General features: G+C 23.8%; 24 protein-coding genes and 1 pseudogene. 8 read left to right on the plus strand and 17 right to left on the minus strand.

The genetic code is table 11. The annotated features are described in order from the left end of the window. Positions 1-214 (plus strand): GNAT family N-acetyltransferase (locus PWP28_RS11255; RefSeq protein ID WP_308644761.1); only part of this gene is annotated, 214 nt, incomplete at its 5' end. A 43-nt stretch (positions 215-257) separates the two neighbouring features. Here PWP28_RS11255 and PWP28_RS11260 read toward each other — a convergent pair. From PWP28_RS11260 to PWP28_RS11310, 11 genes and pseudogenes are all read right to left on the minus strand, one after another. Next, complete coding sequence (locus PWP28_RS11260; RefSeq protein WP_206050571.1) at positions 258-1,304, minus strand: chemotaxis response regulator protein-glutamate methylesterase; 1,047 nt, start codon at positions 1,302-1,304, stop codon at positions 258-260. A 5-nt stretch (positions 1,305-1,309) separates the two neighbouring features. Then, positions 1,310-1,765, minus strand: a complete 456-nt coding sequence (locus PWP28_RS11265) for a chemotaxis protein CheD (RefSeq protein WP_308644768.1) — start codon at positions 1,763-1,765, stop codon at positions 1,310-1,312. A gap of 15 nt (positions 1,766-1,780) precedes the next feature. Then, positions 1,781-2,575 carry a protein-glutamate O-methyltransferase CheR gene (locus PWP28_RS11270; RefSeq protein WP_109605106.1) on the minus strand — a complete coding sequence of 265 codons (795 nt, stop codon included), beginning with the start codon at positions 2,573-2,575 and terminating at the stop codon, positions 1,781-1,783. A gap of 400 nt (positions 2,576-2,975) precedes the next feature. Further along, a pseudogene (locus PWP28_RS13845) lies at positions 2,976-4,052 on the minus strand (methyl-accepting chemotaxis protein); the annotation flags it as partial. Positions 4,053-4,606: 554 nt separating this feature from the next. Next, entirely contained in the window at positions 4,607-5,086 is a 480-nt protein-coding gene (locus PWP28_RS11280) for a chemotaxis protein CheW (RefSeq protein ID WP_305081188.1), read from the minus strand. 2 nt (positions 5,087-5,088) lie between these two features. Then, entirely contained in the window at positions 5,089-6,930 is a 1,842-nt protein-coding gene (locus PWP28_RS11285) for a chemotaxis protein CheA (protein ID WP_308644763.1), read from the minus strand. Positions 6,931-6,948: 18 nt separating this feature from the next. Beyond that, complete coding sequence (locus PWP28_RS11290) at positions 6,949-7,311, minus strand: response regulator (RefSeq protein ID WP_109605102.1); 363 nt, start codon at positions 7,309-7,311, stop codon at positions 6,949-6,951. Positions 7,312-7,322: 11 nt separating this feature from the next. Then, a complete protein-coding gene (locus PWP28_RS11295) occupies positions 7,323-7,727 on the minus strand; it encodes a response regulator (protein ID WP_109605101.1) in 405 nt (134 codons plus the stop codon). Beyond that, a complete protein-coding gene (locus tag PWP28_RS11300; RefSeq protein ID WP_264149813.1) occupies positions 7,724-9,118 on the minus strand; it encodes a PAS domain-containing sensor histidine kinase in 1,395 nt (464 codons plus the stop codon). The genes PWP28_RS11295 and PWP28_RS11300 overlap by 4 nt, the downstream gene beginning before the upstream one ends. Further along, complete coding sequence (locus PWP28_RS11305) at positions 9,108-9,683, minus strand: hypothetical protein (RefSeq protein ID WP_109605099.1); 576 nt, start codon at positions 9,681-9,683, stop codon at positions 9,108-9,110. The genes PWP28_RS11300 and PWP28_RS11305 overlap by 11 nt, the downstream gene beginning before the upstream one ends. A 21-nt stretch (positions 9,684-9,704) precedes the next feature. After that, entirely contained in the window at positions 9,705-10,019 is a 315-nt protein-coding gene (locus tag PWP28_RS11310) for a hypothetical protein (protein ID WP_109605098.1), read from the minus strand. Positions 10,020-10,175: 156 nt separating this feature from the next. On the opposite strand from PWP28_RS11310, the gene PWP28_RS11315 reads away from it, so the two are divergent. The 4 genes from PWP28_RS11315 to PWP28_RS11330 are packed head-to-tail and all read left to right on the plus strand — an operon-like array spanning position 10,176 to position 12,970. Beyond that, positions 10,176-10,532 carry a response regulator gene (locus PWP28_RS11315; protein WP_109605097.1) on the plus strand — a complete coding sequence of 119 codons (357 nt, stop codon included), beginning with the start codon at positions 10,176-10,178 and terminating at the stop codon, positions 10,530-10,532. 1 nt (position 10,533) lies between these two features. Continuing rightward, the gene (locus tag PWP28_RS11320; protein WP_109605096.1) at positions 10,534-11,019 is read left to right on the plus strand and encodes a chemotaxis protein CheX; all 486 of its coding nucleotides are present in this window, start codon (positions 10,534-10,536) and stop codon (positions 11,017-11,019) included. Further along, positions 11,019-11,459: a chemotaxis protein CheX gene (locus tag PWP28_RS11325; RefSeq protein WP_109605095.1), complete on the plus strand. Its 441-nt coding sequence runs from the start codon at positions 11,019-11,021 to the stop codon at positions 11,457-11,459. The genes PWP28_RS11320 and PWP28_RS11325 overlap by 1 nt, the downstream gene beginning before the upstream one ends. Before the next feature lie 8 nt (positions 11,460-11,467). Then, complete coding sequence (locus PWP28_RS11330; RefSeq protein ID WP_109605094.1) at positions 11,468-12,970, plus strand: PAS domain-containing sensor histidine kinase; 1,503 nt, start codon at positions 11,468-11,470, stop codon at positions 12,968-12,970. Here the strand turns inward: PWP28_RS11330 and PWP28_RS11335 are convergent. From PWP28_RS11335 to PWP28_RS11355, 5 genes are all read right to left on the minus strand, one after another. Beyond that, positions 12,963-13,643: a CPBP family intramembrane glutamic endopeptidase gene (locus tag PWP28_RS11335; protein WP_206050569.1), complete on the minus strand. Its 681-nt coding sequence runs from the start codon at positions 13,641-13,643 to the stop codon at positions 12,963-12,965. The two genes, PWP28_RS11330 and PWP28_RS11335, sit on opposite strands and share 8 nt — an antisense overlap. Then, on the minus strand, positions 13,640-14,206 hold the full coding sequence (locus PWP28_RS11340) for a xanthine phosphoribosyltransferase (protein WP_109605093.1): 567 nt from the start codon (positions 14,204-14,206) through the stop codon (positions 13,640-13,642). The genes PWP28_RS11335 and PWP28_RS11340 overlap by 4 nt, the downstream gene beginning before the upstream one ends. A gap of 14 nt (positions 14,207-14,220) precedes the next feature. After that, the gene (locus PWP28_RS11345; protein WP_264149809.1) at positions 14,221-15,705 is read right to left on the minus strand and encodes a GGDEF domain-containing protein; all 1,485 of its coding nucleotides are present in this window, start codon (positions 15,703-15,705) and stop codon (positions 14,221-14,223) included. Positions 15,706-15,844: 139 nt separating this feature from the next. Beyond that, positions 15,845-17,116 (minus strand): metallopeptidase TldD-related protein, encoded by a 1,272-nt coding sequence (locus PWP28_RS11350; protein ID WP_308644764.1) that lies wholly within the window; start codon positions 17,114-17,116, stop codon positions 15,845-15,847. Further along, a complete protein-coding gene (locus PWP28_RS11355) occupies positions 17,113-18,531 on the minus strand; it encodes a TldD/PmbA family protein (RefSeq protein ID WP_308644765.1) in 1,419 nt (472 codons plus the stop codon). The genes PWP28_RS11350 and PWP28_RS11355 overlap by 4 nt, the downstream gene beginning before the upstream one ends. Before the next feature lie 170 nt (positions 18,532-18,701). Here PWP28_RS11355 and PWP28_RS11360 point away from each other — a divergent pair, with 170 nt between their 5' ends. Together PWP28_RS11360 and PWP28_RS11365 are read left to right on the plus strand one after the other, a co-directional pair. Then, positions 18,702-19,964 (plus strand): S41 family peptidase, encoded by a 1,263-nt coding sequence (locus tag PWP28_RS11360; RefSeq protein WP_109605089.1) that lies wholly within the window; start codon positions 18,702-18,704, stop codon positions 19,962-19,964. Positions 19,965-20,221: 257 nt separating this feature from the next. Beyond that, the gene (locus tag PWP28_RS11365; protein ID WP_109605088.1) at positions 20,222-20,908 is read left to right on the plus strand and encodes a hypothetical protein; all 687 of its coding nucleotides are present in this window, start codon (positions 20,222-20,224) and stop codon (positions 20,906-20,908) included. 6 nt (positions 20,909-20,914) lie between these two features. On the opposite strand, the gene PWP28_RS11370 is transcribed toward PWP28_RS11365, so the two are convergent. Next, positions 20,915-21,802 (minus strand): MBL fold metallo-hydrolase, encoded by an 888-nt coding sequence (locus PWP28_RS11370; RefSeq protein ID WP_308644766.1) that lies wholly within the window; start codon positions 21,800-21,802, stop codon positions 20,915-20,917. 195 nt (positions 21,803-21,997) lie between these two features. On the opposite strand from PWP28_RS11370, the gene PWP28_RS11375 reads away from it, so the two are divergent. After that, complete coding sequence (locus tag PWP28_RS11375; RefSeq protein WP_308644767.1) at positions 21,998-24,337, plus strand: ATP-binding protein; 2,340 nt, start codon at positions 21,998-22,000, stop codon at positions 24,335-24,337. Positions 24,338-24,351: the final 14 nt, after the last annotated feature.

A 24,351-nucleotide genomic window follows, 5' to 3' on the forward strand; every position in this document is an offset into this window, starting at 1 on the left:
AAATTTTTTTGGACCTACAGGAGTAGATGAAGAATACAGAGGAAAAGGAATAGGAAAGGTATTATATTTACAAGCACTATATGAGTTAAAACATATGGGCTATGCTTATTGTATAATAGGCGGTGCTGGACCAATAGATTTTTATAAGAAACATTCTGATGCTTATGTCATAGAAAATTCTTCACCTGGAATATATGAAGGATTATTAAAATAAAACAAATGCTTGGCCACTATTATTTAAAAGCCAAGCATTTATTTTATTTTAATCTATCTTTTTTTAAAACTCTTACTAAATAATCTGGCATTTCCTCTAAATCAAGTATTTTATCTGCTGCTTCTATTCTTATAGCTTCTCTTGGCATTCCAAAAACAACACATGATTTTTCGGATTGAGCTATAGTATATGCACCAGAGTTTCTCATTTCTAATAATCCCTCAGCTCCATCTTTTCCCATACCTGTCAATATTATACCTATAGCGTTTTTCCCTGCATATTTTGCAACTGAATAAAACATGACTTCAACAGACGGTCTTTGATGATATACTGGAGGTCCATCTTTTATTTGAACATAATATCTTGCACCATCTCTTTTTAAAATCATATGATAATTGCCAGGTGCAATTAAGACCTTTCCTGTTCTCAATAATTCTCCATCTTGGGCTTCAACTACTTCCAATTTTGATCTTTCATTTAAACTATTTGCAAAAGATTTTGTAAATGTTTGAGGCATATGCTGTGTAATTATTATTGGTGGCATATTTGAAGGTAATTGTCCTATCAAAAATCTTAAAGCTTGTGTTCCTCCTGTAGAAGCTCCTATTGCTATTATTTTATCTGTAGTTCTTATCATACTTTCTCTGATAACTTTGGAATTTTGTTTACTTTTATCATTTATTTTTTTACTAATACTAAATTTATATTTATGAGCAGCTTTTATTTTGTCTATTAATTGATTAAGCATTATATCAGTTGAATAAGAACCCCCTGGTTTTGAAATAACATCTACGGCACCAAGTTCTAAAGCTCTCATTGCATTTTCGCTTCTTTTTTCTGCCACGGAAGAATATATTATAACAGGCATAGGATAACTACTCATCAATTTTTCAAGGAAAGTTAGTCCATCCATTTTTGGCATCTCAATATCCAATATCAGAACATCTGGTTTTAGTTTTAATATTTTATCTCTTCCAGAATAAGGTTCTGGGGCTGTTCCAACTACTTCTATATCTCTTTCTTTTGACAAATTTTGTGATAATACTTTTCTAACCATTGCTGAATCATCTATAATAAGAACTTTTATCAATTAAATCACTTCCATTCTGATATATTATCAACAATATATTCCCCTGTATAATTATTAAATATAACTTTTTTACCTCTGTTTCCTCCAGTATAATTTTTTAATATCTCTATATTTAAATATTTTAATATTTTAAATGCTATTTTTACGTTTTCATTACTAATATAAGGACTTAATTCTTGATTATTACTTCCTCCTGATACATTTGCTATTATATTATTTTTATCAGAATCGTGTTTTATCATTATTTTATATAATTGTATTATTGCTTTTTCTCCTATTTTACTATCTGGTATTTTAGTATGTTTAAATTCATGGGGATACATATAATGATTCATTCCACCCCACTTATTTTTAAAATCCCACATAGCAATTGAAACACAAGAACCAAGAACGGTAGATATTTTATATGGTTCTTCAGAAAAAAATATCACCCCAGGTTTAACAAAAAAAGTATTTATCACTTCCAATTAAATCACCTACATTGCCGAATAAATAGTTGGTTTCATATATTTAAATTCTTTTTTCTTATCAGATAAACTTTCAGAATGACCGATTATCATAAGTCCATTTTTTACTAATGCCTTGTGAAATTTATTTGATAGATTTGCTCTCGTATCATAATCAAAATAAATCATTACATTTCTACAAAAGATAATATCAAATTTATGTTTAAAAGGAAATTTATTCATCAAATTAAAATATCTAAATGTAACCATATTATATATTTCATCGTTTAATCTAAAACTTTTATTATCTTTTGTAAAATATTTATTCAAATAATATACTGGAACATCAAGAGTAATCGTTGAAGGATAGGTTCTTTGCATGGCTTTTTGAAGAACATTAGTAGATATATCAGTTGCCAATATTTTTATAATTATATTGGGATTTAAGATTTCTTTTAAAACCATTCCTACAGTATAAGCCTCTTCTCCTGTAGAACATCCCGCACTCCAAACTCTTATTTCTTTACTTAAATTAATTCTTTTGTTTAAATTTAAAAATGTACTCATATAACTCTTTAAAAAATTAAAATGATTTATTTCTCTAAAAAAATTAGTTTTATTAGTGGTCATTTCATTCAAAAATTCTATCAATAATTTCTTATCTACAAATATTCTGTTATAAAAACTTTCGAAAGAGGTTATTGCATATCTATTCATTAGTTTTTTTATTCTCGCTTCTAATAAAACTTTTTTATTTTCATTATAATCTATTCCAAGATTTTCATAAATATAATCTCTGAATTTACTAAAAATCAAATTGTTCATATTTTATACAATCTCCTTTTATTTAAATAGGCCTCTTATAGAGGCCTATGATCTAAAAATCTCCAGTATCATCATCGAGAGGAATTATTTTTTCAGGATTAACTATTTCTGTTTTATTCTTTTTATCTTCAGAGATGTTTTTCTTCTTATTTATATTATTATTTTTTGGCTTACTTATATTTTTATAATTTGATTTATTTTTAATTTCATTTCCTTTATACTCAGAACTTCCATATACAAGTTTAACAAGATCTATAACTACTTCTTCCATACTAACTGCTTGAGAACTCAGTTCTTCAGAAGATGATGCTGATTCTTCAGCATTTGAAGCTATTTGTTGTGTTACTTGATCCATTTGACTTATAGCTTTATTTATTTGCATTATTCCTTGAGATTGTTCTTGACTGGCTGCTGCTATTTCATCCATTAATTCCTTAACTTTTTTAGATTGATCTGTTATTGATTCGAGAGATTCTTTAACTTTTTCAGAAGTCATTACACCTTCTTCAGATAATTTAATATTCTTTTCTATCATTTCTGATGTATCTCTTGCAGCTTTTGCAGATCTTTGAGCAAGGTTCCTTACTTCTTCTGCTACAACAGCAAATCCTTGTCCTGCTTCTCCAGCACGTGCGGCTTCAACTGCTGCATTCAGTGCAAGTATATTAGTTTGAAAAGCTATTTCATCTATTACTTTTATTATTTTACTTATTTCATCACTTGAATCTTTAAGTTTTACCATAGCATTCATCATGTTTTTCATTTGACTAAAACCATCTAATGATGATTCATTAGCTTTTTCAGAAAGTATTGCTGCTTGTTTAGTATTTTCATTATTTTGTGCAACCATAGATGATGATTCTTCTAAAGTTGACGAAGTTTCTTCTAATGATGCCGCTTGTTCTGCACTACCTTCAGCAAGTTGTTGACTCGCAGCTGAAAGCTCTTCAGAGGCTGAAGCAAGTTCTTGAGAGCTATGGTTTAAAAGTTCAACAATTCTTTTTACAGGTTTCGTAATACTTAAAATTATCGTTACAGCAAGAATTATACCTATTATTATAGATATTATTAAGCCTATTAATGTCGTACCAGTTGATGTATTTAATGTTTCAACCGTATTATTAGCAATATCTTTTGCCGATCTTATACCTGCATTATTAACATCTGTTATTTCTTTTAACAATGAATCTATTATTTTTTCTCTATTTGTTTTTATTTTGCTAAGATTTTCGTATAAATTTGCAAGTTCTAAAGTTTGAACCTCATAAGCTTTTAATGAAGTATCTATCTTATTTAGTTGAGTTATATTTTCTTGTCTATTAGTTTCTTTTTTTATTTCTTCTATTATTTTATACATATCTGAAAATCTATTTGTAACCTTTCTCAATTCTTGAGCATCTTTTGTCAATTGAGCCTTTATAGAAGCTATTCTCATTTCATTGGATGCATCTATTATATTATTTATCCAAGTAACTTTTAAAAGTCTACTCTTCAAAACTTCTGGAGATTCCAAATTTTTAATATCTTCTTCTGTCGCCTTATTTTGAGACTCTAAATATAACATCGCATTATTTAAAAATTCATCAGATGCCTTCAATGAAGTATCTCTTATTCTATCTATACCTTCAAAAGTATTATTTGTTTCTTGCATAAGAATTTCATATTCTGATATAAGTTCATCTACAGATTTTAAATTTTCTCTTAAAATCTTTAAACTTTCATATTTTTCACTTAAAGTATTAAGCTCTTCAATATAAATCTTTAAATCTTTTAATTCATTTTTTGCCCTATTAAAATATGTATAATCACCACTTAATGCAAATCCCCTCATTTCATAAGCCAATCTTTGAGAATAATAAGCAGAATTTGAACCACTTGAAACTTCTTCCATATATTCATCATTTAAAGTAATTGCCAAGTCTGTAACTTTATTCATATTAAATATTGTAAATATTCCTATCACACTTGAAATTATTAAAATAATTACAAACCCTAAAGTAATTTTAGTTGATAATTTAAGATTTTTAAACATCATTCTTCCCTCCCGAGATCTTTTATAAGATTTTTCTCGTCCACACTAAGAACTTTGTTTATGTCTATAAGCATTATTACTTTTTCTTTATATTTAGCCATTCCAATTAAAAATTCATCCTGTATCTTCAAACCATATTCAGGAGGAGATTCTATATATTCTTCAGTAAGGGTTATTACTTCTGAAACATCATCAACTATTAAACCCATAAGTTTTTGATTATCACCATTAAAAATTTCAACTACTATAATACATGTTCTTTCAGTATAAGTTTTTTCTTTCATCTCAAACTTTATTCGAAGATCTACCACAGGTATGACTTTTCCTCTTAAGTTTATTATTCCTTTGACATAATTAGGTGTTCTTGGAACCCTTGTTATATTCATCATGCCTATTATTGTTTTAACTGAACAAACAGATATTCCAAAGATTTCTTCATCGAGTTTAAAAGTTAGTTTTTTTAAATCAATATCAGACAACTTTATTCACCACCTTCAAGTTTAAATAAACTTTCAACATCTATAATTAAAGAAACATTTCCATCCCCCAAAATAGATGCACCAGAAAAGTAATCAAGACTACCAATTTCCTTTCCAAGTGGTTTTACTACTATTTCTTGACGCCCTTCAATATTTTTAACCGGTAAAGCTTTCATATTATTATCGAGTTCTAATATAACGATTAAATCGTTATCATAAGATTTATTTGAATTAAAAATAATATTGGTAGGAATTATAGGAATAATTTTATTTCTATATTTTATGAAGTTTTTATTTCCTTTATAACTAATCCAATTTGCTGAGGTAGGCTGAAGAATTTTTTTAATATAAATCGTAGGTATAATATATTTCTCATTTAAAATTTCTATTATCGTTCCATTCATAGCTGCAAGATTTATAGGTATCTTTAAAATGAATGTACATCCCTTATCTCTTTCATTTTGAATATTTATTTTTCCACCTATTCTTGAAAGTTCTGTTTTTACCACATCCATACCAACACCTCGACCAGAAATATTATTAGCCTTTTCAAGTGTTGAAAACCCTGGTAAGTATATAAATTCAAGAATTTCATCTTCTGAATATTCTTTCTCTTCGTCAATGAGTTTTTTATCCATAGCTTTTTTATATATTAACTCTGAATTAAGTCCTTTTCCATCATCTGAAACTTCTATATAAACATTTCCTCTATTAGAATATGCTTTTAATGAAACTATTCCTTTTGAATTTTTACCTTTTTTTATTCTTTCTTCCGAATCTTCTATACCATGAGAAATAGAATTTTTTATCATATGTATTAAAGGATCTAAAATTTTCTCTGCTACAGCTTTATCTATTTCCGTACCTTCACCAGAAATTTTAAAATCGACCTCTTTTTTTAAAGTATTTATTGTATCTCTTGCAATCCTTGTGATTTTTTGGAAAGTAGATTTTAGTGGAACCATTTGCATTGACATGGTGATATTTTGTATATCTTTTGTAAGTTTAAGCATTCTGTTTACATTTATTTGTGTATTCTGGCCTATATCATTCAATATCATAAAATCTTGATTAACCTGAGACTCTATTATCATTAGCTCTCCAACTAAATTCAATAAATTTTCTATTTTTGGTGCGGGTACTCTGATATAATCATCTACAAGAATATTTGTTTTTAATTCTTTTTTTTGACTTCTGAGTGCATTTAAAACGGTTTTTGTATCTGCCTTTTTTTCTTTTATTAATATTTCACCTATTTTTTTATTGGCTATTTCGGGATTACTTTTTTGTTCTTCTAATATTTTTTCAATCTCTTCTTTAGATACTGCTCCCATCTCTTCAAGAATTTCACCTATTTTTTTATCAGAAATTTTTACTTCTTTTGGTATGAAATCACTTTGAGTGAAATTTCTCAATAATTCTATATGATCCTTACCTTTTTTAATAAAGTCTTTATCATAAATATTCCTAACATTTTCAATTATATTTTTTATTATGTCAGTTGATATTAAAAACAAATCTATGAGTTCTTTTTGTATAAATATATCTTTTTTTCTAGCTTTATCCAAAAGAGTCTCTGTTTCATGAGCTATGCTCACAAGAAAAGCAATATCTACAAAACCAGCAAGACCTTTTATAGTATGAAAAGATCTAAAAATACTGTTTATTATTTCTTCATTTTCTTTGTCATTTTCTAAATCCAAAAGACCTCTTTCTATGTTTTCAAGATGATCTCTCGCTTCAACAACAAAATCTTCCCACATTTCTTCATCAAATTCTTCTTCTTTTATTATTTCATTCTTATCATCTAATAATGATTCAATAATTTTTTTTTCTTCCTCCATCAGAATCCCCCCTAAGGGTTAAATTATCATCAAAAGTCTGAGTTTTTTTAAAAGAATTTCATTTTTAAATGGTTTTTGTATAAAATGTTTTATCCCTATATCTTTTGCCGTATTCATAAGTTCGTCATCTCCCATAGCCGAAAGCATAAGAACTTTTGCACTTATATTAGATGAATATATTCTTCTAGCTGTTTCTATACCATCCATAACGGGCATAGTAACATCTAAAGTTATTAAATCTGGATTGAGTTCATTTATTTTTTGTAATCCTTCAAGTCCATTTCTTGCATGTCCAACAACTTCAAATTCTGTATCTTTAAGAGCTTTCAAAATTGATTTATATATAAAAGGAGAATCATCTATAACCAAAACTTTTGGCATTAAACTTCACCTCACAAAGAATTTTTAAATGTATTTTTCCATCTTATTATTTTTTTTATATTTGATTCCAATATTTCATTAAGAGATTCAAAATCAAAAGGTTTTGTAAGATAATCATCTGCACCAAATTCAAGAGCATTTAATACTTTGTCCATCGTTGAATTTGCTGTTATTATTATTACCTGTACTAATTTATTTAATTCTTTAATCTTTTGTAATAATTCAAAAGGATCCATGCCCGGCATAACTATATCAAGAAATACAAAATGATAAATACTGTTTTCTATCATTTGATCTGCTATATCAGCGTTTTCTGCTGTATCAACTATGAGATTATCAAATTTATTTTCGAAATATTCTTTTAAAAGATTTCTTATATCTTTTTCATCATCAACTATCAATATCCTTATATTCATATACTCCCCTCCGCTTGAAATTTTGGAATCACTAAAGTAAAAGTAGTTCCACTATTCCTTTTTGAAATAACTGAAAGCTTTATATTATGGCTTGAACAAACAGTACTTACAAAAAACAACCCATATCCAAGACCAGATTTTGTTTTTGTTGTGTAAAATGGTTTAAATATATTTTTTAAAATTTTTTCATCCATTCCTTCACCATTATCAGAAACCTTTACTATTAGTTTATCTCTAAATTCAAAAGTAGTAATTTTAACCCAACCTTTATTTTTTCTTGTTCTATTTATAGCATCTATAGCATTTGAAATTAAATTTACAAAAACTAAAACTAATTTATTAAAATCGCCTTGAATATCATAATCCTCATAATTTAAATCTATTATTATACTTACATTACTTGGTTTTTTAGGATTAATGAAATCTATGGCTGTGTTTATAAGTTTTTTTAATCCAAAAGTAGTTATAGTTGCATTTTGTTTTAAAGCCCCTCTAAATATTTCTGTTATTTCTTTTATCCTCATAAGAGAACTTTTTATATTAATTATTCTCTCTACATAATCAACTTTTTTTGAAATTAAAATATCACTCTGAAGCATAGCAACTGCTAATGGATTATTTATCTCATGGAGCATTCCTATCATCATCTGCCCAGCCATAGAAAATTTTTCAGAATCGAGTAAATTAACATCATACATTTTAGATTTTTCAAACTCCGAATAAAAAGTTACATAAAGTTTTACAAAATTCAAATAAGTTAAAAGCATTAGTTTTACTTCCATAGAAGTAGAACTATTGGATACATAATTAAAGTTTATATCATCATCCACCATATTTATTGTAAAATTAGACTCTATTTCTTTTTTATTATTTTCACCATAAACTATTAATTTATCTCCTTTTTGAACTTTTAAATATTTAAGAATATTAAGACTATATATTCTCTCAGCTGTACTAATTATAAAATCCCATGGTTTTTGTTTTTCAAGAAGCATAAATTCAAGAGAATTAAAAAGATATTGTCTCGTTTCAATTTCATCTTTGATTGATTTTATATCATTGTTTAATAAATCTTTTCTTATTAATTCGGGAATATTTTGATGAATTTCCAACATAAAATAATCCTCTTCATCAAAAGGTTTTATATTCATATAAAAATAATCTTTTACATCTGGAAAAATTTTATTGTTTTTTCTGCTTTTCAAAAAAATCGGATATGATTTTTTCAATACATCTTTTATTATTAAATTATAGTTATCAGATATTATAGTAAATATATTTTCAACCTCGCCAAAAAATCTGTCAAAAGAATCATTTGAAAAAATTACATTCCCCTTTGAATCTACAATACAAACACTAATCATTAAATTATTTAAAATACTATAATTCACCGTAGAACTCCTCCATCTTAGTTTTTAGGGAGAAAAAAGAATTACTATCACAGGATAATAATAAATATGATCTAAAAATTTTTTCATCTAAAATTTCAAAATCTATATAAAATATAATAAAATTAATTTTTTTAAGTTTTTTAAGATTTATATTTTTATCTAAATTATAAATTGGGGATAATTCATAATTTATATCAATATTTAAATAATCTTTTATGTATGAAACTATATTTCCAATAATTATATTTCCAATAATCGAAAATGAATCTATTAAATTCAAATATGAAAAAAATGATAAGTCGTAATTAAGCATATTTATATAAGATAATAAGTTTATAAGTTTCTCTTCCTGAAAAATAAAATCTATATTATACAAATTTTCTTTCCATTTTATAATTTGACCGATTTTTATATTATTTTCAACAAAAAATTCTAAGTCTTTATCTAACATATTAATTTTAAGATTTATATTATTTTTTGTATATCCTCTTATTAAATCATTGGAATTATTTATTGAATTACATAAAAGTTTGGATAATGTTATTAAAAAGTCCTTATTATCCATATAAAAACCTCCGATTAATTATCATTTATTACGTATACCAAAAAAATCAACAAACATTTTTTGTTTATCATGTTTAAAAGAAAATTCTTCTTCAATTTCAAAAATTTTAAATAAAAATTCTTTATAATCTTTATTCAAAGAATAATAAACTTTCTTGGGGCCATCATCAAATCTATTTAAAATACCATAGTTTACTAATTCCCCAAGTGAAGATTTAGTACTTCCAGCACCAGAATTTAATATTTCCTTTATTTCTGTAAATCTTAATCTTTCATATTCTTTAAATAATTTTAATATTTTTATTTTTAGTTCTGTACCAAATATTTCTTCTAACACCGATTGTCACCTCTATTCTATAATATTTGCATAAAACAAAAAATTATGATAAAATTTAATTAATTCTGAAAAAAGAACATTATATTCTAATATAGGAGTAAAAAAATTATATAACTTTTATTAAAATATGTCAAGTCTAAAAAAGAAGGTGATAGAATGAATATTTTAGTAGTTGAAGATGATCCTATTGCTATAGAAATAATAAATGAAATTCTAAAAAAATTCTCTAATGTTACAATTGCAAAAGATGGCGAAGAAGGGTTATTAGAATACAAAAAATCTTTATTAAACAAAGAATTTGATAAAGTTTTTTTAGATCTCATGCTTCCAGAATTAAATGGTATAGATCTATTAAAAGAAATCAATAAAATCAAAAAAAATTGTAAGGTATATGTAATGTCAGCTATTGATGATGAAACAATAAAAAAAGAAGTTTTAGAAATTGGATGTAATGGTTATATTTTGAAACCCATTATCACAGAAAAAATAAAAAAAATAATGGAAGAGGGATAATATGGAAAACATTGAGAAAAGCTTTTTAATACATTTTATAAATGGTCTTGCAAATACTTATAATGAATATATGGAAAAATTTCCTGAATTACTTGGATTAAAAAATAATGATGATCATGATTATGATTCATCTGAAAAAGTTACTGTAAATGTAGGTTTTGCTGGGAAATTTTCTGGTAATATGACTATATCTTTTGATAAAAAAGTAGTTTTCAAAATGTATGAAATAATTAATGAAGAAAATATATCTAATGTAGATGATGAAGTATTATTCATGATTTCAGAATTTGGTAATATGATCGCTGGAAATGCAATAACTATAATTAATAATAAAAATAAAGGATATGATTTAAGACTTTCTCCACCTGGAGTAATGTATGGTGAAACTATGAAAATATTTAATTTCAATCAAAGTAATTATAGATCTATATTCAAAACTGACAATGGATCGATAGTACTAAATATATCCATTAAGGAGGAATTTTAATGGACTATATAAAAAATTTATATAAATCTTTGGAAAAAAATACTGATTTAATAGGGTTAAATATATCAAACCCTGTTTTTTCTAAATCAAGTTATCATACAATAGAAAGTGATAATTTTATAATAGTTGGAATAGCTGGAAAAACTAATGGTATAATAACTTTAGAACTCGATGAAAAAACTTTAGATTATTTTTCAGAATCTATGATTCCAGATGAGAGTATGAGATCCGATTATATGACAATGTCTGCTATAAGTGAATTTTTAAATATGGTTTCAGGAAATTTCTTAATTCTTTCAAATTTGAATGATTCAGAACTTACGCCTCCAATTTCAGCAACGGGAAAAAATATAAAAGCTATACTGAATAATTTTGAAACTAAAAGAATATACTTTTCTACTGAAGGTTCCGAGGCTGTATTGAGTTTGAGTTTAAGATAGGTGATTTAATGAAAAAAAACTTAGTAGAAAAAATAAACTTCATATTAAATGAATTAAAAAAATTTAATTATATAACCGATAAATCTTCTTTATTAAAAAAATCTTTTAAAATATTATCTGAAGAATTTGAAAAATCTGATTATGGTTTAGTTTTTGAAATCATTGAAGGGAAATATAAAATTCTTGATAATATAGGTCCTCAAAGTAAAAAAATTGAAGTAATTAAAAATATGGCTGAAAATAATAATAAAACAGTTTATATAAATATAATAGTAAATAATAAAAATATTGGTGGTATAGCCTTTTGTATATCAGAAGAATCTAAAAAAGTCTTTAATGATTATGATATTGAACTTTTAAATTTATTTAAAACATCCTTAGAAATTCTTTTAGAGAAATCCAAAAATGAAAAAATAAAACATTATGAATATATGGATGAAAAACTCAAACATATATTGTACAGTATTTCTAATGATTTTAATATAACTGTTGAAAATACTGGAAAAATCTTAGAAGTATCAAAATCTTGTAAACTACATCTTGGATATGATAGGAAAGAAATGATTGGGCAGAATCTCTTAGATTTTGTTTCAGAAAAAGATTTTGAAATAAGCAAAAAAATTTTTTTTAGTATAGATAAAAATAGAATAAGTAGAAACTTTAGTTTTAGAAATAGATTAATTTCAAAAGATAATTATGAAATTTGGTTGGCGTGGAACTGGTTCAATGATTTAGATCAAAATAAAATTTATATGGTGGCAATAAATATAAATAAAGAAATGGAAATATATGAGAATATTGCCAAAACAAAAAAGCTTTCAGAAGAAACACTAAAAGCAAAAATGGGTTTTCTTTCTGTGGTAAGTCATGAAATAAAAACTCCTTTAACTGGTATTATAGGAGCTTTAGATATAGTTAAAGAAACAGAACTCGATGAAAAACAAAAAAAATTTATTGATATAGCTTATAATTCATCAGAATATCTATTAGAACAAGTATCTAATATTTTATTAACTTCCAAAATCGAAGGTGAATATACAAAATTAAATTTAGAATTTCATGAACTCAATAAAATAATAGAAGAAAGTTTTGAAAAATTCGATTCAAAAACATATGAAAAAAATATTTCTTTAAAATTAGATTTAAAAAATACAGAAAATATTAAAATAAGAATAGATAAACCTAAACTCATAATAATACTGAACAATATAATAGATAATGCAATAAAATTTACTCCTGAAGGATCTATAAAAATCTTGACTTCTAAAAATGAAGATTCATATACAATAGAAATTATAGATACTGGTATTGGTATTCCTGATAAATACAAATCACTTATTTTTGATAAATTCTATCAAGTGGATCAAACTGATACAAGAATAAATAAAGGAACTGGATTAGGTTTATCTATAGTAAATAACTATATAAAAATATTAAACGGAAAGATAAAAGTATTTGATAATAGTCCCAAAGGAACTATATTCAAAATATATTTAAATAAATTCATTTAAATAATTTTTTCTTCTTTAAATAAACAGCCATTATATTAATGCCATCTATCAAATTATGAACAATAATAGTGTATAAAATACTTTCAGAAATTTGAAACCCATACCCAAGAATTAAAGAAGCTATCAATCTTGAAGGCATCATACTGAGAAAAGCTTTAATTGATTCTTGTTTAAAAAAAACATTAAATAAATGAAAAAACATAAAAATAAAAGATGCTAAAATAGTAGAATATTCTAAAATAAAAAAATTTCCTTTAATGTACAATGAAATATAACTTTGTAAAAAGCCTCTAAATATAGTTTCTTCAACTATTCCAACTATAAAAAATAAATAAATAAACATCCATTTATCCTCAAAATTAAAATACCTAATATGATAAAAATCTTCTTTTTTTAAAAAAATTGCAGATGAAGAGGATATAACAATTAAAGGTATTCCTAAATAAACAATAAATTTAATTCCATAATCAATATTACCTGCAACAAAACCCGCTTCTTGAAATGATAGTGGACTTAAAAATATTATAAAAAATAATATTATCATCTCCAATGGAAAAATGACGGTTTTAACTTTAAAAACCGTCATTTTAAATTTATTCAATAAATAATTTGAAATTTTATGTATGAAAAAAAAATACATAATAAAGACACTTAAAGAAATTATATCCCTCATCTAAACTTAACTTCTCCATCCAAGCTATCTATTACAGCTAAAGACTTTAAATTTATACCTAATTCTCTAAGCTTTTTACCACCAGGTTGAAATCCTTTTTCTATAACTATTCCAACCCCAGATAAATTTGAATTTGATTGTTTTACAATATCTATTAACCCTAAAGCTGCTTTTCCCATAGCGAGAAAATCATCTATAATTAATACATTTTCATCTTCTTTTAAATATTTTTTAGAAACTCTTATAATATATTCTTTTGATTTTGTATAAGAAAATACTTTAGATTCGAAAGTTTCTTTATCTAAATTTCTTGATTCAGTTTTTTTTGCAAAGACTAAAGGAACTCCAAATTCTTTTGCAACAAAAGAACCTATGGCTATACCAGATGCCTCTATTGTCAAAATTTTATCGATTTTTTGTTTTTTAAATAATTTAAAAAATTCTTTTCCTATTTCACTCAAAAGTTCCACATCAATTTGATGATTTAAAAAAGAATCTACCTTCAAAATATTTCCTTCACCTACAAATCCATCTTTAATTATTCTTTCTTTTAATAACTGCATTTAATTCCTCCATACTATTGTTTATCTTTATTTGTATTCTTATCTTTATACATATCAAAATCTGATTTTTTTAATAATTCTTTTATTGTTTGACCATCTTCTGGATAATAAGCTATACCAACACTTGTAGATATATCAAAGAATTTATCTTTTAGCTTTATAGGATTCTTAAACATATTTTTTATTTTTTCTCTCATAATATCTTTATTACTTTCATCAAAATTTTTTAATATAACAATAAACTCATCTCCACCAAGTCTTGCAACAAAATCTTCCTCTTTAAAACCATGCATCAATCTCTGTCCAACAAGTTTTAATATTTTATCACCAATTTCATGTCCATAATTATCATTTATATCTTTAAAATTATTTAGATCAAGAAATAAAATTGCCATATTTTCTCTATTTCTTTTGATTTCCTTTTTATAATATTCAAATTTTTTTTCAAACATTTTTCTATTAGGAAGTTCTGTTAAATGATCAGTATATGCCAAAGATTCGAGTCTTTCCATAAGTCTATATATCATATAAGAAAAAAACATGAATAATACAGATATTACAAGTATATCTAATACATATCTCTTTTTTAAATCATTTATTTTAAAATTAAGCTTCATTTCATCATAGACCAACTCTATAATATAAGAATTCCACCAATCAAACTCTGTTTCATTATAATTAAATATTGGTATAAACTTATGTTCACGTAGAACTTTTTTATCTTCTTCAATACTATGTATGACTTCTTTTTTAGTTTTTACAACCTCAAATATACTTGATAAAATATCAATATTTATATTAGTATTATAATTTTCAATATCTTTATTTGTAGTTTGTAAAATCCCTGCATCTGTTCCATCTTCATTTATTCTATATATATTTATATTTTTAACAACATTATAATCATCTTTAAGTTTCTCAATAGTTGAAAAAATATCCATATCTTTAAATTCCGGATACTTTTCAAAAATATTTATGCTCAATTCAATCAAATATTTTTTATCATAAGTACCCAAATAACTGTATTTTCTCAATATTTTATCTTTTATGGATAAATCAAGTCTATCAGTTACAAAAATTCCAGACTCCATTCTTTCTCTAAGAAGGTTCGAAAAAGCTTTATATTTAGAAAAATTAAGACCTATATCTTTTTCAACTGAGGAATTAATAATTTCAAGATTTTCATCGATGATATAAAAATCAAAGTCTCCAATATAATCTTTTATTTCTTCATTATTCCAATCCAAAATATTAGGATTATCTCTATATAAATCCACCAAATAATTAGAATTTTTTTTCATCGATTCATTTAATGTTTTTTCTGTAACTTTTGCTGATATATTAGCATATTTTATAATATCCTTTAAATTTGTTTCAACTATTCTTTTTTGAGTATTAAATTCAGAAATAACAATATCTTTAGTATTTAAATAATTATTAAAAGAAGATATTAAAAAAAGAATAAAAATTAAAATTACCAAAGTATATCTCCATTTCATTTTAAAACCTCCGGCATAAAAAGTTATTATTTTAATTTTATAATATTTTTAATGACTTTATGTTACAAAATTAACTCTTTTGAACTTAAATGTTATATATTTAAAAAATAAGGCGTATTGTACAAAACAATCCGCCTGTTTAAAAACTTATATTAACATTAAATAATTTTAATGATTTAGGACCTATAAAATTATTAAGTTGATTAACTTCTTTAGAAAAATTAAAAGTACTTTCGTTTTCTTTCACATTTCCAGATATCGATCCTCCAGAAAATGCTAATATTGAAGAACCATCAAAATACCTTGCAAGTCTTATTTCTCCACCAAAATCACCAGTGATATAATCTACTTGAAAATCTGAAAATTCCATTATTTCAATATAATTAGACTTTCTAAGATCTATATTATTATATTTTCCACCTTTAACTTCAAAATTATATGCAAATCCAGTTGGTTCTATTCCTAAATAATAAGAATATCTACTATCTCCCCATATATTTATCAATTTTCCCTCATTTATAATGTTTTTATCTTCAAAGAGAACTCCATCTTCATCAAAATTATTTAAAAAAGTCGAATTTTTCATATCAGAAATTAAATTTAAATTAATCAAATCACCTTTTTCACTTGTTTTTTGTACAAAATCATTTATTTTATAATTAGAATAATCTTTATATATATAATCTGCTGAACATTTTTGAATATAATATTCAAAAAATTCCTTTACATCATTTTCATTTATAATCACTGGAACATTATTTATAGATACTATATTTTTACAATGAGATCTTGATTTAGCATTTAAAATTTTATCTTTAATTCTATTACTTATAAATCCCTCTTTATAATCAGAAAATTCTATGAAATCATTTATTTCTACTTCTTCATCACCTTTATATGTAATAACATAATCTATTTGTATTATTGAGTTTAAAGAACTCAATTCAACCCCTTTAGAATTAATAACTCTTTCTTCTACATTTTTTATAAATATTTCAGATGAATTAATAAAGAAATTTATATCTTCATAATCAATATAAATTTCATCATAAATTTTTTTTAAAATATCATTAAAATCAACTATTTTTCCATTATTAAAATTCCCTTTATTATTTTCAATCAAAGGAAAATAATCATTTTCAACATACTTCAAATTATTTATCTCATTGTTCAAAAGTTCCTCTATTTCTTTTTCATTCATTGTAGGCTCTATATTAAAAGAAACAAAAGATAATTTTTTACCTTCCAAATACTTATATATAGTCAAAGTATATTCTTCAAAAACAACTCTTCTGTTCATATCCATATTTTTCTCTAAGAAAAAAAATTCTCTCGAATCTTCTTTATAAACATTTAACTTCCAATTTTCCACATTCTTTTTAGCTAAAATATTTTTTAGTTTTTCTATCATCCTAATCTCACCTTCGTTTTTATATAAGGTCCACCAGACGAAACTTTAACTCTTTCTTTATAACCTTTACCACAATATCCAGTTCCAAACATATCAAAATCTTTTGAAATCATAGTTATATTTTTTAAAAGTTCCGGGACATATCCACTTATAATAACTGGAGAATAAAAATTATCAGTTAATTCACCATCTTTTATTTCTTGTGCCGAAAGTAACATACATTGTATTCCCCAATTTTTTGGATCTTCCATTCCACTAATTTCATCTAATAATAAATAACCTTTTTTTATACTTTTGATCATATTTTCAAGTGTATCTTTGCCAGACGAAAAAAATGTATTAGTCATCCTTGAATAAGCTTTTCTTTTATAACTTTCTCTTTTTCCATTTCCGGTTGATAAAGTATTAAGTTTCAAAGCAGTTAATTGATCAGAAATCCCATTTTTCAAAACTCCATTATCTATTATTTTTGTATCATTTCCCAAAACACCTTCATCATCAAACAAATAAGAAGACACTTGCTTTACAGATTTAACACCATCATACATATTCACAATATTTGAAGCCACATATTTATTAATATATTCCGAAGCTTTTGCTCTCTTTTTTACAAACATATCCATTTCAACACCATGACCAAAAGCTTCATGAGCTATCAAACCTGATATCTCAGGAGAACATATGACTTCATAAATTCCAGGTTCTATTTTTTTAGAATTTAGAATACTTTCTGTATGATTTAAACAATAATCTAAATCATTTTCCATTTCAGAAACAATTTCTAAACCTTTTTGACCAGAATATCCATAATAAGCTACTTTTATATCTTCACCTTTTTTCATAACAGGTATTTGATAACCTTGGCTCCAAATATAAGATTGTTTTAAAAATTTCTTATCAGATAAAAAAAGCTTAGAGTTTCTTACCCATTCAACATTTATAGTCATATCTATTAAATTTTTAGATTTATTAAAAGACTTTTCATAAATAGACTTAAATCTTTTTAAAATTTCTTCCTCTTTTTTTAAAAAACTTGAAGAAACTTCATCAAAAAAGTCTTTTTTCAAATACTCTTCATTAATAAGTGGATAATTATTAACTTGAAATCCTTTTGAAAACTCTCGTGCATATACCAATTCTCTATCTATAATACCTATTATTTCATAAACATGTTTATCTAAATTATTGATTGAAACTTCTGTATAAAAACTCCCATTATATACACGAAAAACAAATCCTCTTTCATTCCAATTTGAATCACTTATATCAAAACCCGTTTTACTGAAAGTAAAATTCTTACCTCTAATATCATTTCCAAGAACAGATGCATATTTATATTTTTTATTTAAAATATCCAATATTTCTTTTAATTTTTCAATCTGATCATCCAAATAATTTGAAAATAAAACTCTCAAAAAATCACTTCCTTTATATCTTTTTTATTTTATTATAACAAATATCTCTTATTATTCAAAATAACAAAACATTTTAGAAATATTATTTTAACTTTTTGTTATTATAAAAAACTAATTATATTGTATAATAGTGTTATAGTAATGTATTACAAAACAGGGAGGAGATTTAATTGAAACAAAAAATTTTAATCACACTATTTACACTATTGATAACAGTCATATCTTTTACAAATAGTTTAGAAAATGAAAAATGGATTGAAGATTTAAATTATTTAAAAACAGAGCTTCCAAAACTACATAAAAATCTTTTTTATAAAATAAGTGAAAAAGAATTTAATTCTTACATAGATGAATTATCTTCAAATATAAATAAAATGAATAATAAAGATGTTTTACTTTCTTTAGACATTCTATTCACAAAAATAGGTGATGCTCATACAGGAATATCTTATTCTTATTCAAATGAATTTGATTCCTTTTACCCTTTTGATATAATGGAGTTCGAAGAAGGATTTATTGTTGTTGACTCTTCAAAAGAGTATGAAGATATAATAGGTTCTAAACTCATAGCTATAAATGGATTTTCAATTGATTATATAAAAAATCAACTTTCAAAAATAATCCCACATGAAAATGAAGCCGCTTTAATAAAAGCATTGCCCCAAAATATTATTTTTCCAGACAAATTAAAATATTTAAATATAATCGAAAATAAAGATAAAACATTTTTTTTATTTGAAAAAAACGGGGAATTAATTTTAAAAAAAATACTTTCCGAAAAAATATCTAATAGAAAAAATATTCAATATTCAATTATAAAATATAAACCAAATTTTTTAAATAAATATAATAATTCTTTTTTTGATTATATTTATTTTGAAGACTCTAAAATAATGTATTTTGTTTATAATCAATGTTATAGCGTTGAAGTATATGATAAATATCCAGATCCAAGAATTAATAGAGAACAATTACCTTCATTTGAAAAAATTGTGGGTAATATGTTAGATATTATACAAGAAAACGATGTAGAAAAATTTGTGATAGATATGAGAAATAATCCAGGTGGTAGCTCTTCTATGGGAACAAATTTAGCTAAAATAATTGGAGACTTCGATAAATTAAAAGACAATGTATATGTTGTAATTGGCAGAAGGACTTTCTCATCAGCAATTATAAATACTTTAGATTTTAAAAAATATGCTAATGCTAAAATAATTGGAGTTGCAACATCTGGAAAACCTAATCATTTTGGAGAAATAAAAAGTTTTGAACTTCCAAACACAAAGTATAAAATATTTTATTCCACAAAATATTTTAAATTTCTAAATGATGATCCCGATTCAATATATCCTGATATAGAAATAAAAATGTCTTTAAATGATTTTTTAAATGGAGAAGACACGATTTTTAAATTCATAAAAAATAATTAATAAAAATATATATAAATGCATGGTTTCTATTTTAGATTAACCATGCATTTCTTTTATTATCTAAGTACTATTTAGTAAATACATATTTTTCTTGTATATTTATTATATTTTATGATTGCTATTGAATAAATTATTCTTATTCTATAAACAATGATATAATAAATTAAATATTTTTATATTATTTTAACTAATTTGAGTTGATATCATCAATATAATTTGATATTATTTTTTTATATTGTCTTAAGGAGTATAAAATTATGAAAATTTATGTAATCACTTATGATTTATTTATGATTTTACTATATATTTTTAATATAATCTTCAATTATATTGCATATAAAAAAACTAATGAAAAATTTTTTAAAATGTTTTCATCACTTTTTTTGGTAATGATATCAATTACATTTATTAATTTTATAAATGATATATTTTATTCATCTTCAATATGGTTTAACTCGATGAAGTTTTACTATACTATAGGAACTATATTTATATCTTTAATAATATACCTGATGAGATATTTATCTTTTTATTTTTTTGGTGACTATTTTCATAAAAGAGAAAAAATTTTATATTTAATATTAATGAGTGGTGCAATATTTATAAATTATTATTTTTCAGATGAATTTATATTTTCTTTAACAGATTTATTTTTATATTTATTTGCTATATATATATTATTTTCAAGATATAGATTCATAGATAATTTAGAGTTTTCGAATACTGCTAAAAAAATAATCAAAATTTCTTTTATATTCATTATTTTTTCTATCATATTTGTATATATTGAAGAATGGAATTCTCTTGTATATGATAATTTCTATATTATCTTTATAAATAATACTTTTAAAAATAGAAATATTTCTACCGAAATTATATATTGGTATATTTCAATTATAAATATAATATTTACATACAAATATTTAAGAGAGTTCGAAGAATGAACTCTCTTACTTTTTATAAAAATATAATTTTCCTTCTTGAATAGACACTTCTATTTCTTCTTCATTTATTAAAAAGTTTAAATATGCACTAATTGCACAAAAATCAACATAATAACCTTTATAATCTACTTCTAAATCATGTAATATTAAAAATTCTTGAAGTATATCTTCTCTTGTCATCGGTTGAGAACATATTTCAATTATTTCTTTATTTATTTTATCTATATTTTTTAAGTTTTCTTCTATTGTTTCCATAAAATCATTTTTATCGAGTATTTTTTCTGAATGGCTTATAACAAAATAATCAGCATCTATTTCTTTCATCTTCAAAATACTATCTACTCTTTGTTCAATATTTAAAAGATAAGTTAAAGGATATTTTTCTAAAGTATCTTTTGAAAAAATACTATCCCCCATAAAACATACTCTATCATTAGTTAATATTGCAATATCTCCATTTGTATGACCTGGAAAAAGAAATATTTGAAATTTTTCATCATTTATTTTAATCATTTCTTCATTCAAAACATAGTCTATTTTTGAACCATTTTTTATTTTCATTTTTTTTGATGGATATGCAGATGATGAAATTATTTGATGATAAACAGGATTTTCAATAAAAATTTTTTCTTCATTAGAACTAAAAAATTCAATTCCTGGATAATTTTCTTTAAAATAATTATTTCCACCACAATGATCTGTATGAGAATGTGTATTTATAACATACTTAGGATGAAGATTATTATTTATTAAAATATCTTCTATCTTCTTAGCCGCATATTTATTTATTCCAGTGTCTATCAAAAGAACATTTTTATTCTTAAAAATATAGATACCTATATTTGTTGGGGCATCTATATAATGGGTACTTCTATTTATTTTATTCAATTTCATATTATTTCTCCTTTCTATGTTTCAATATTTCAATTATACTTTATTATTTTTTTTATTAATGAATAATTTAATTAAGTTTCTTTTAATTAAATTATCAATCGTTTTATTTTTTTACAATTTATCACGTTATAATTTATTCGATATAAACAATTATTTTTTTATTATTAAATTAAATAATTTTGGTGGTGATCATTAATGCAAAATAATGATGATTTTGAGAAAATGAAAAAAGAACTCGAACTTAGAATAAAATTTGAAGATGTAATAACTCAAATATCAAATTCTTTTATAGATATTCCTTATGAAAAAATAAACCAAAATATAGATTTATCTTTAAAAAAAATAGGAAAGTTTACTAAATCTGATAGATGTTATATTTTTATGTTTAAGGATAAATTCAAAATACTTGATAATACACATGAATGGTGTGAAAAAAAAATAAATCCTCAAATACAGAATTTAAAAGATATTCCCGCCGAAATAATTCCTTGGTGGGTCAATAAGGTTTTAAAAAGAGAACATATATACATATATGATGTGAATAAATTGCCTGATGAAGCCAAATTAGAAAGAAATCTTTTATCCGAACAAGATATTTTTTCTCTTGTTGTTGTTCCAATGATCATAGAAGATAAAATAATTGGATTTTTAGGTCTTGATAGTGTAAAAAAATATAATGAATGGTCAAATGAATCCATAAAACTTTTAAAATTTGCAGCACAAATTTTATCTAATGCCATAAACAGATATGAAAAAGAAAAAAAGATTCAAGATGAAAGAAAATTTGCAATGACTATAATGGAAAATATGGGACAAGGACTTGCTATAACTGATGTAACCGGCAAAATAATATATGCAAATAAATCAATAGCTGATATGCTTGGTTATGAACAAAAACATATTATAGGAAAAAGCCCTTTTGATTTCGTTGAAGGATCTTATATAAATTCTATGCAAAAAAATATAAAAAAAAGAAAAATAAATGTAAAAAGCCAGTATGAAACAGCTTTAATATCAAACAATGGTGAAATTAAAGGCGTTATAATAAATGCTGTCCCCAGAGTTGAAGATGGAAAATTTGCAGGGTCTATTTCTGTAATAACAGATTTAACTCAACAAAAATTAATTCAAAAAAAATTAGAAGATTCTTTGGAATATTATGAAAAAGCAAATAAAATGAAATCTGAATTTCTTGCAAATGTATCTCATGAAATAAGAACTCCATTAAATGGAATAATAGGCTTTTTAGATCTCTTGAAAAATACTGATCCCAATATAGAACAATTGAATTATATTTCAAATGCTCAAAATTCTTCAAGACATTTATTAAACCTTTTAAATGATTTAATAGATTATTCTTCATTAGATAATAATCTTATGAAATTTAATGAGATAGGTTTTAATTTTTCTGTATTATCAAATAGAATTAAAGAAAGCTTTAAACCTTTAATAGAAAAAAAGAATTTAGAATTTATATATGACATAAATATGCAAAATAAATATCATCTTGGAGATCCTGTAAGAATACGTCAAATAATAGAAAATTTGTTAAATAATGCTTTTAAATTTACAGATTCCGGATATATAAAACTTAAAATAAATGAAAGTGAAGGTTATTTCAATATAATAATTGAAGATACAGGAATAGGTATAGATGAAGAAAAACAAGACAAATTATTTAAATCTTTTACTCAAGCTGAAGGATATATTTCAAGAAAGTATGGGGGTACGGGGTTAGGATTATCTATAATTAAAAAAATATTAGAAAATATGGAAAAAGGTGATATAAGTTTTGAAAGTAAAAAAAATAAAGGTACAAAATTTATAGTTAATTTCAGATTACAAATATTTGATACAAAAAAATTTAATTTGAATAATTATAAATTGATGATAATAGATGATTCAAAATCAAATCTATATGTAGCAAAATCATTATTTAACAGCTTTAATATTTCAGTAGATATTTTCGAAGATGAAAAAAATGTTATAGAAACCTTTGAAAATACAGATTATGATGCTATTCTTATAGATATAAATTTAAGTAATATTTCTGGTGTACAAATAATGAAAGATATTAAAAAATCTAAAAAATTCAAAGAATTTCCAATTCCTTTAATAGCTTTCACTGGAGAATCCAATCCACAAATATTAAATAATTTATTAGATGATGGTTTTGATTCTTATATAATAAAACCTTTGGACAGGATAAAAATAAAAGAACTTTTTAAATTGAAGCAAAATAAAAAAGTAAAGTTTAACCTTTCTTATTTAGAAGAAATATTTAAAGATAATCCAGAAGATATGAAAATACTTATAAAAAGAATTAAAGAAGAATCTTCAAAAATCATCTTTGAATTATTAAATAATGAAGAAAATGAAAAAACTCATGAAAAAATACATCGTCTTAAAGGAACTTTGTCTAATTTAAATAGTAAAGAAATAAATGATATTTTTATTGACATAAAAAAAACCAATTCTTTCGAAGAAAAAAAAGATTATTTGAATTTGATATCAAAAATAATAGAAGAACTTTAAAGTTCTTCTATTAT

The sequence above is a fragment of the Oceanotoga sp. genome, from assembly GCF_030445905.1.
In the GTDB taxonomy this organism is placed as follows: Bacteria; Thermotogota; Thermotogae; order Petrotogales; family Petrotogaceae; genus Oceanotoga; species Oceanotoga teriensis.

What these genes read in the sequence shown, in the direction of transcription:
- PWP28_RS11320 (WP_109605096.1), top strand. Translation starts at nt 10,534, where the DNA reads ATGGAAAACATTGAGAAAAGCTTTTTAATACATTTTATAAATGGTCTT.
- PWP28_RS11335 (WP_206050569.1), bottom strand. Translation starts at nt 13,643, where the DNA reads ATGAGGGATATAATTTCTTTAAGTGTCTTTATTATGTATTTTTTTTTC.
- PWP28_RS11375 (WP_308644767.1), top strand. Translation starts at nt 21,998, where the DNA reads ATGCAAAATAATGATGATTTTGAGAAAATGAAAAAAGAACTCGAACTT.
- PWP28_RS11290 (WP_109605102.1), bottom strand. Translation starts at nt 7,311, where the DNA reads ATGCCAAAAGTTTTGGTTATAGATGATTCTCCTTTTATATATAAATCA.
- PWP28_RS11285 (WP_308644763.1), bottom strand. Translation starts at nt 6,930, where the DNA reads ATGGAGGAAGAAAAAAAAATTATTGAATCATTATTAGATGATAAGAAT.
- PWP28_RS11370 (WP_308644766.1), bottom strand. Translation starts at nt 21,802, where the DNA reads ATGAAATTGAATAAAATAAATAGAAGTACCCATTATATAGATGCCCCA.
- PWP28_RS11365 (WP_109605088.1), top strand. Translation starts at nt 20,222, where the DNA reads ATGAAAATTTATGTAATCACTTATGATTTATTTATGATTTTACTATAT.
- PWP28_RS11270 (WP_109605106.1), bottom strand. Translation starts at nt 2,575, where the DNA reads ATGAACAATTTGATTTTTAGTAAATTCAGAGATTATATTTATGAAAAT.
- PWP28_RS11330 (WP_109605094.1), top strand. Translation starts at nt 11,468, where the DNA reads ATGAAAAAAAACTTAGTAGAAAAAATAAACTTCATATTAAATGAATTA.
- PWP28_RS11325 (WP_109605095.1), top strand. Translation starts at nt 11,019, where the DNA reads ATGGACTATATAAAAAATTTATATAAATCTTTGGAAAAAAATACTGAT.
- PWP28_RS11295 (WP_109605101.1), bottom strand. Translation starts at nt 7,727, where the DNA reads ATGAATATAAGGATATTGATAGTTGATGATGAAAAAGATATAAGAAAT.
- PWP28_RS11305 (WP_109605099.1), bottom strand. Translation starts at nt 9,683, where the DNA reads ATGGATAATAAGGACTTTTTAATAACATTATCCAAACTTTTATGTAAT.
- PWP28_RS11315 (WP_109605097.1), top strand. Translation starts at nt 10,176, where the DNA reads ATGAATATTTTAGTAGTTGAAGATGATCCTATTGCTATAGAAATAATA.
- PWP28_RS11345 (WP_264149809.1), bottom strand. Translation starts at nt 15,705, where the DNA reads ATGAAATGGAGATATACTTTGGTAATTTTAATTTTTATTCTTTTTTTA.
- PWP28_RS11350 (WP_308644764.1), bottom strand. Translation starts at nt 17,116, where the DNA reads ATGATAGAAAAACTAAAAAATATTTTAGCTAAAAAGAATGTGGAAAAT.
- PWP28_RS11340 (WP_109605093.1), bottom strand. Translation starts at nt 14,206, where the DNA reads ATGCAGTTATTAAAAGAAAGAATAATTAAAGATGGATTTGTAGGTGAA.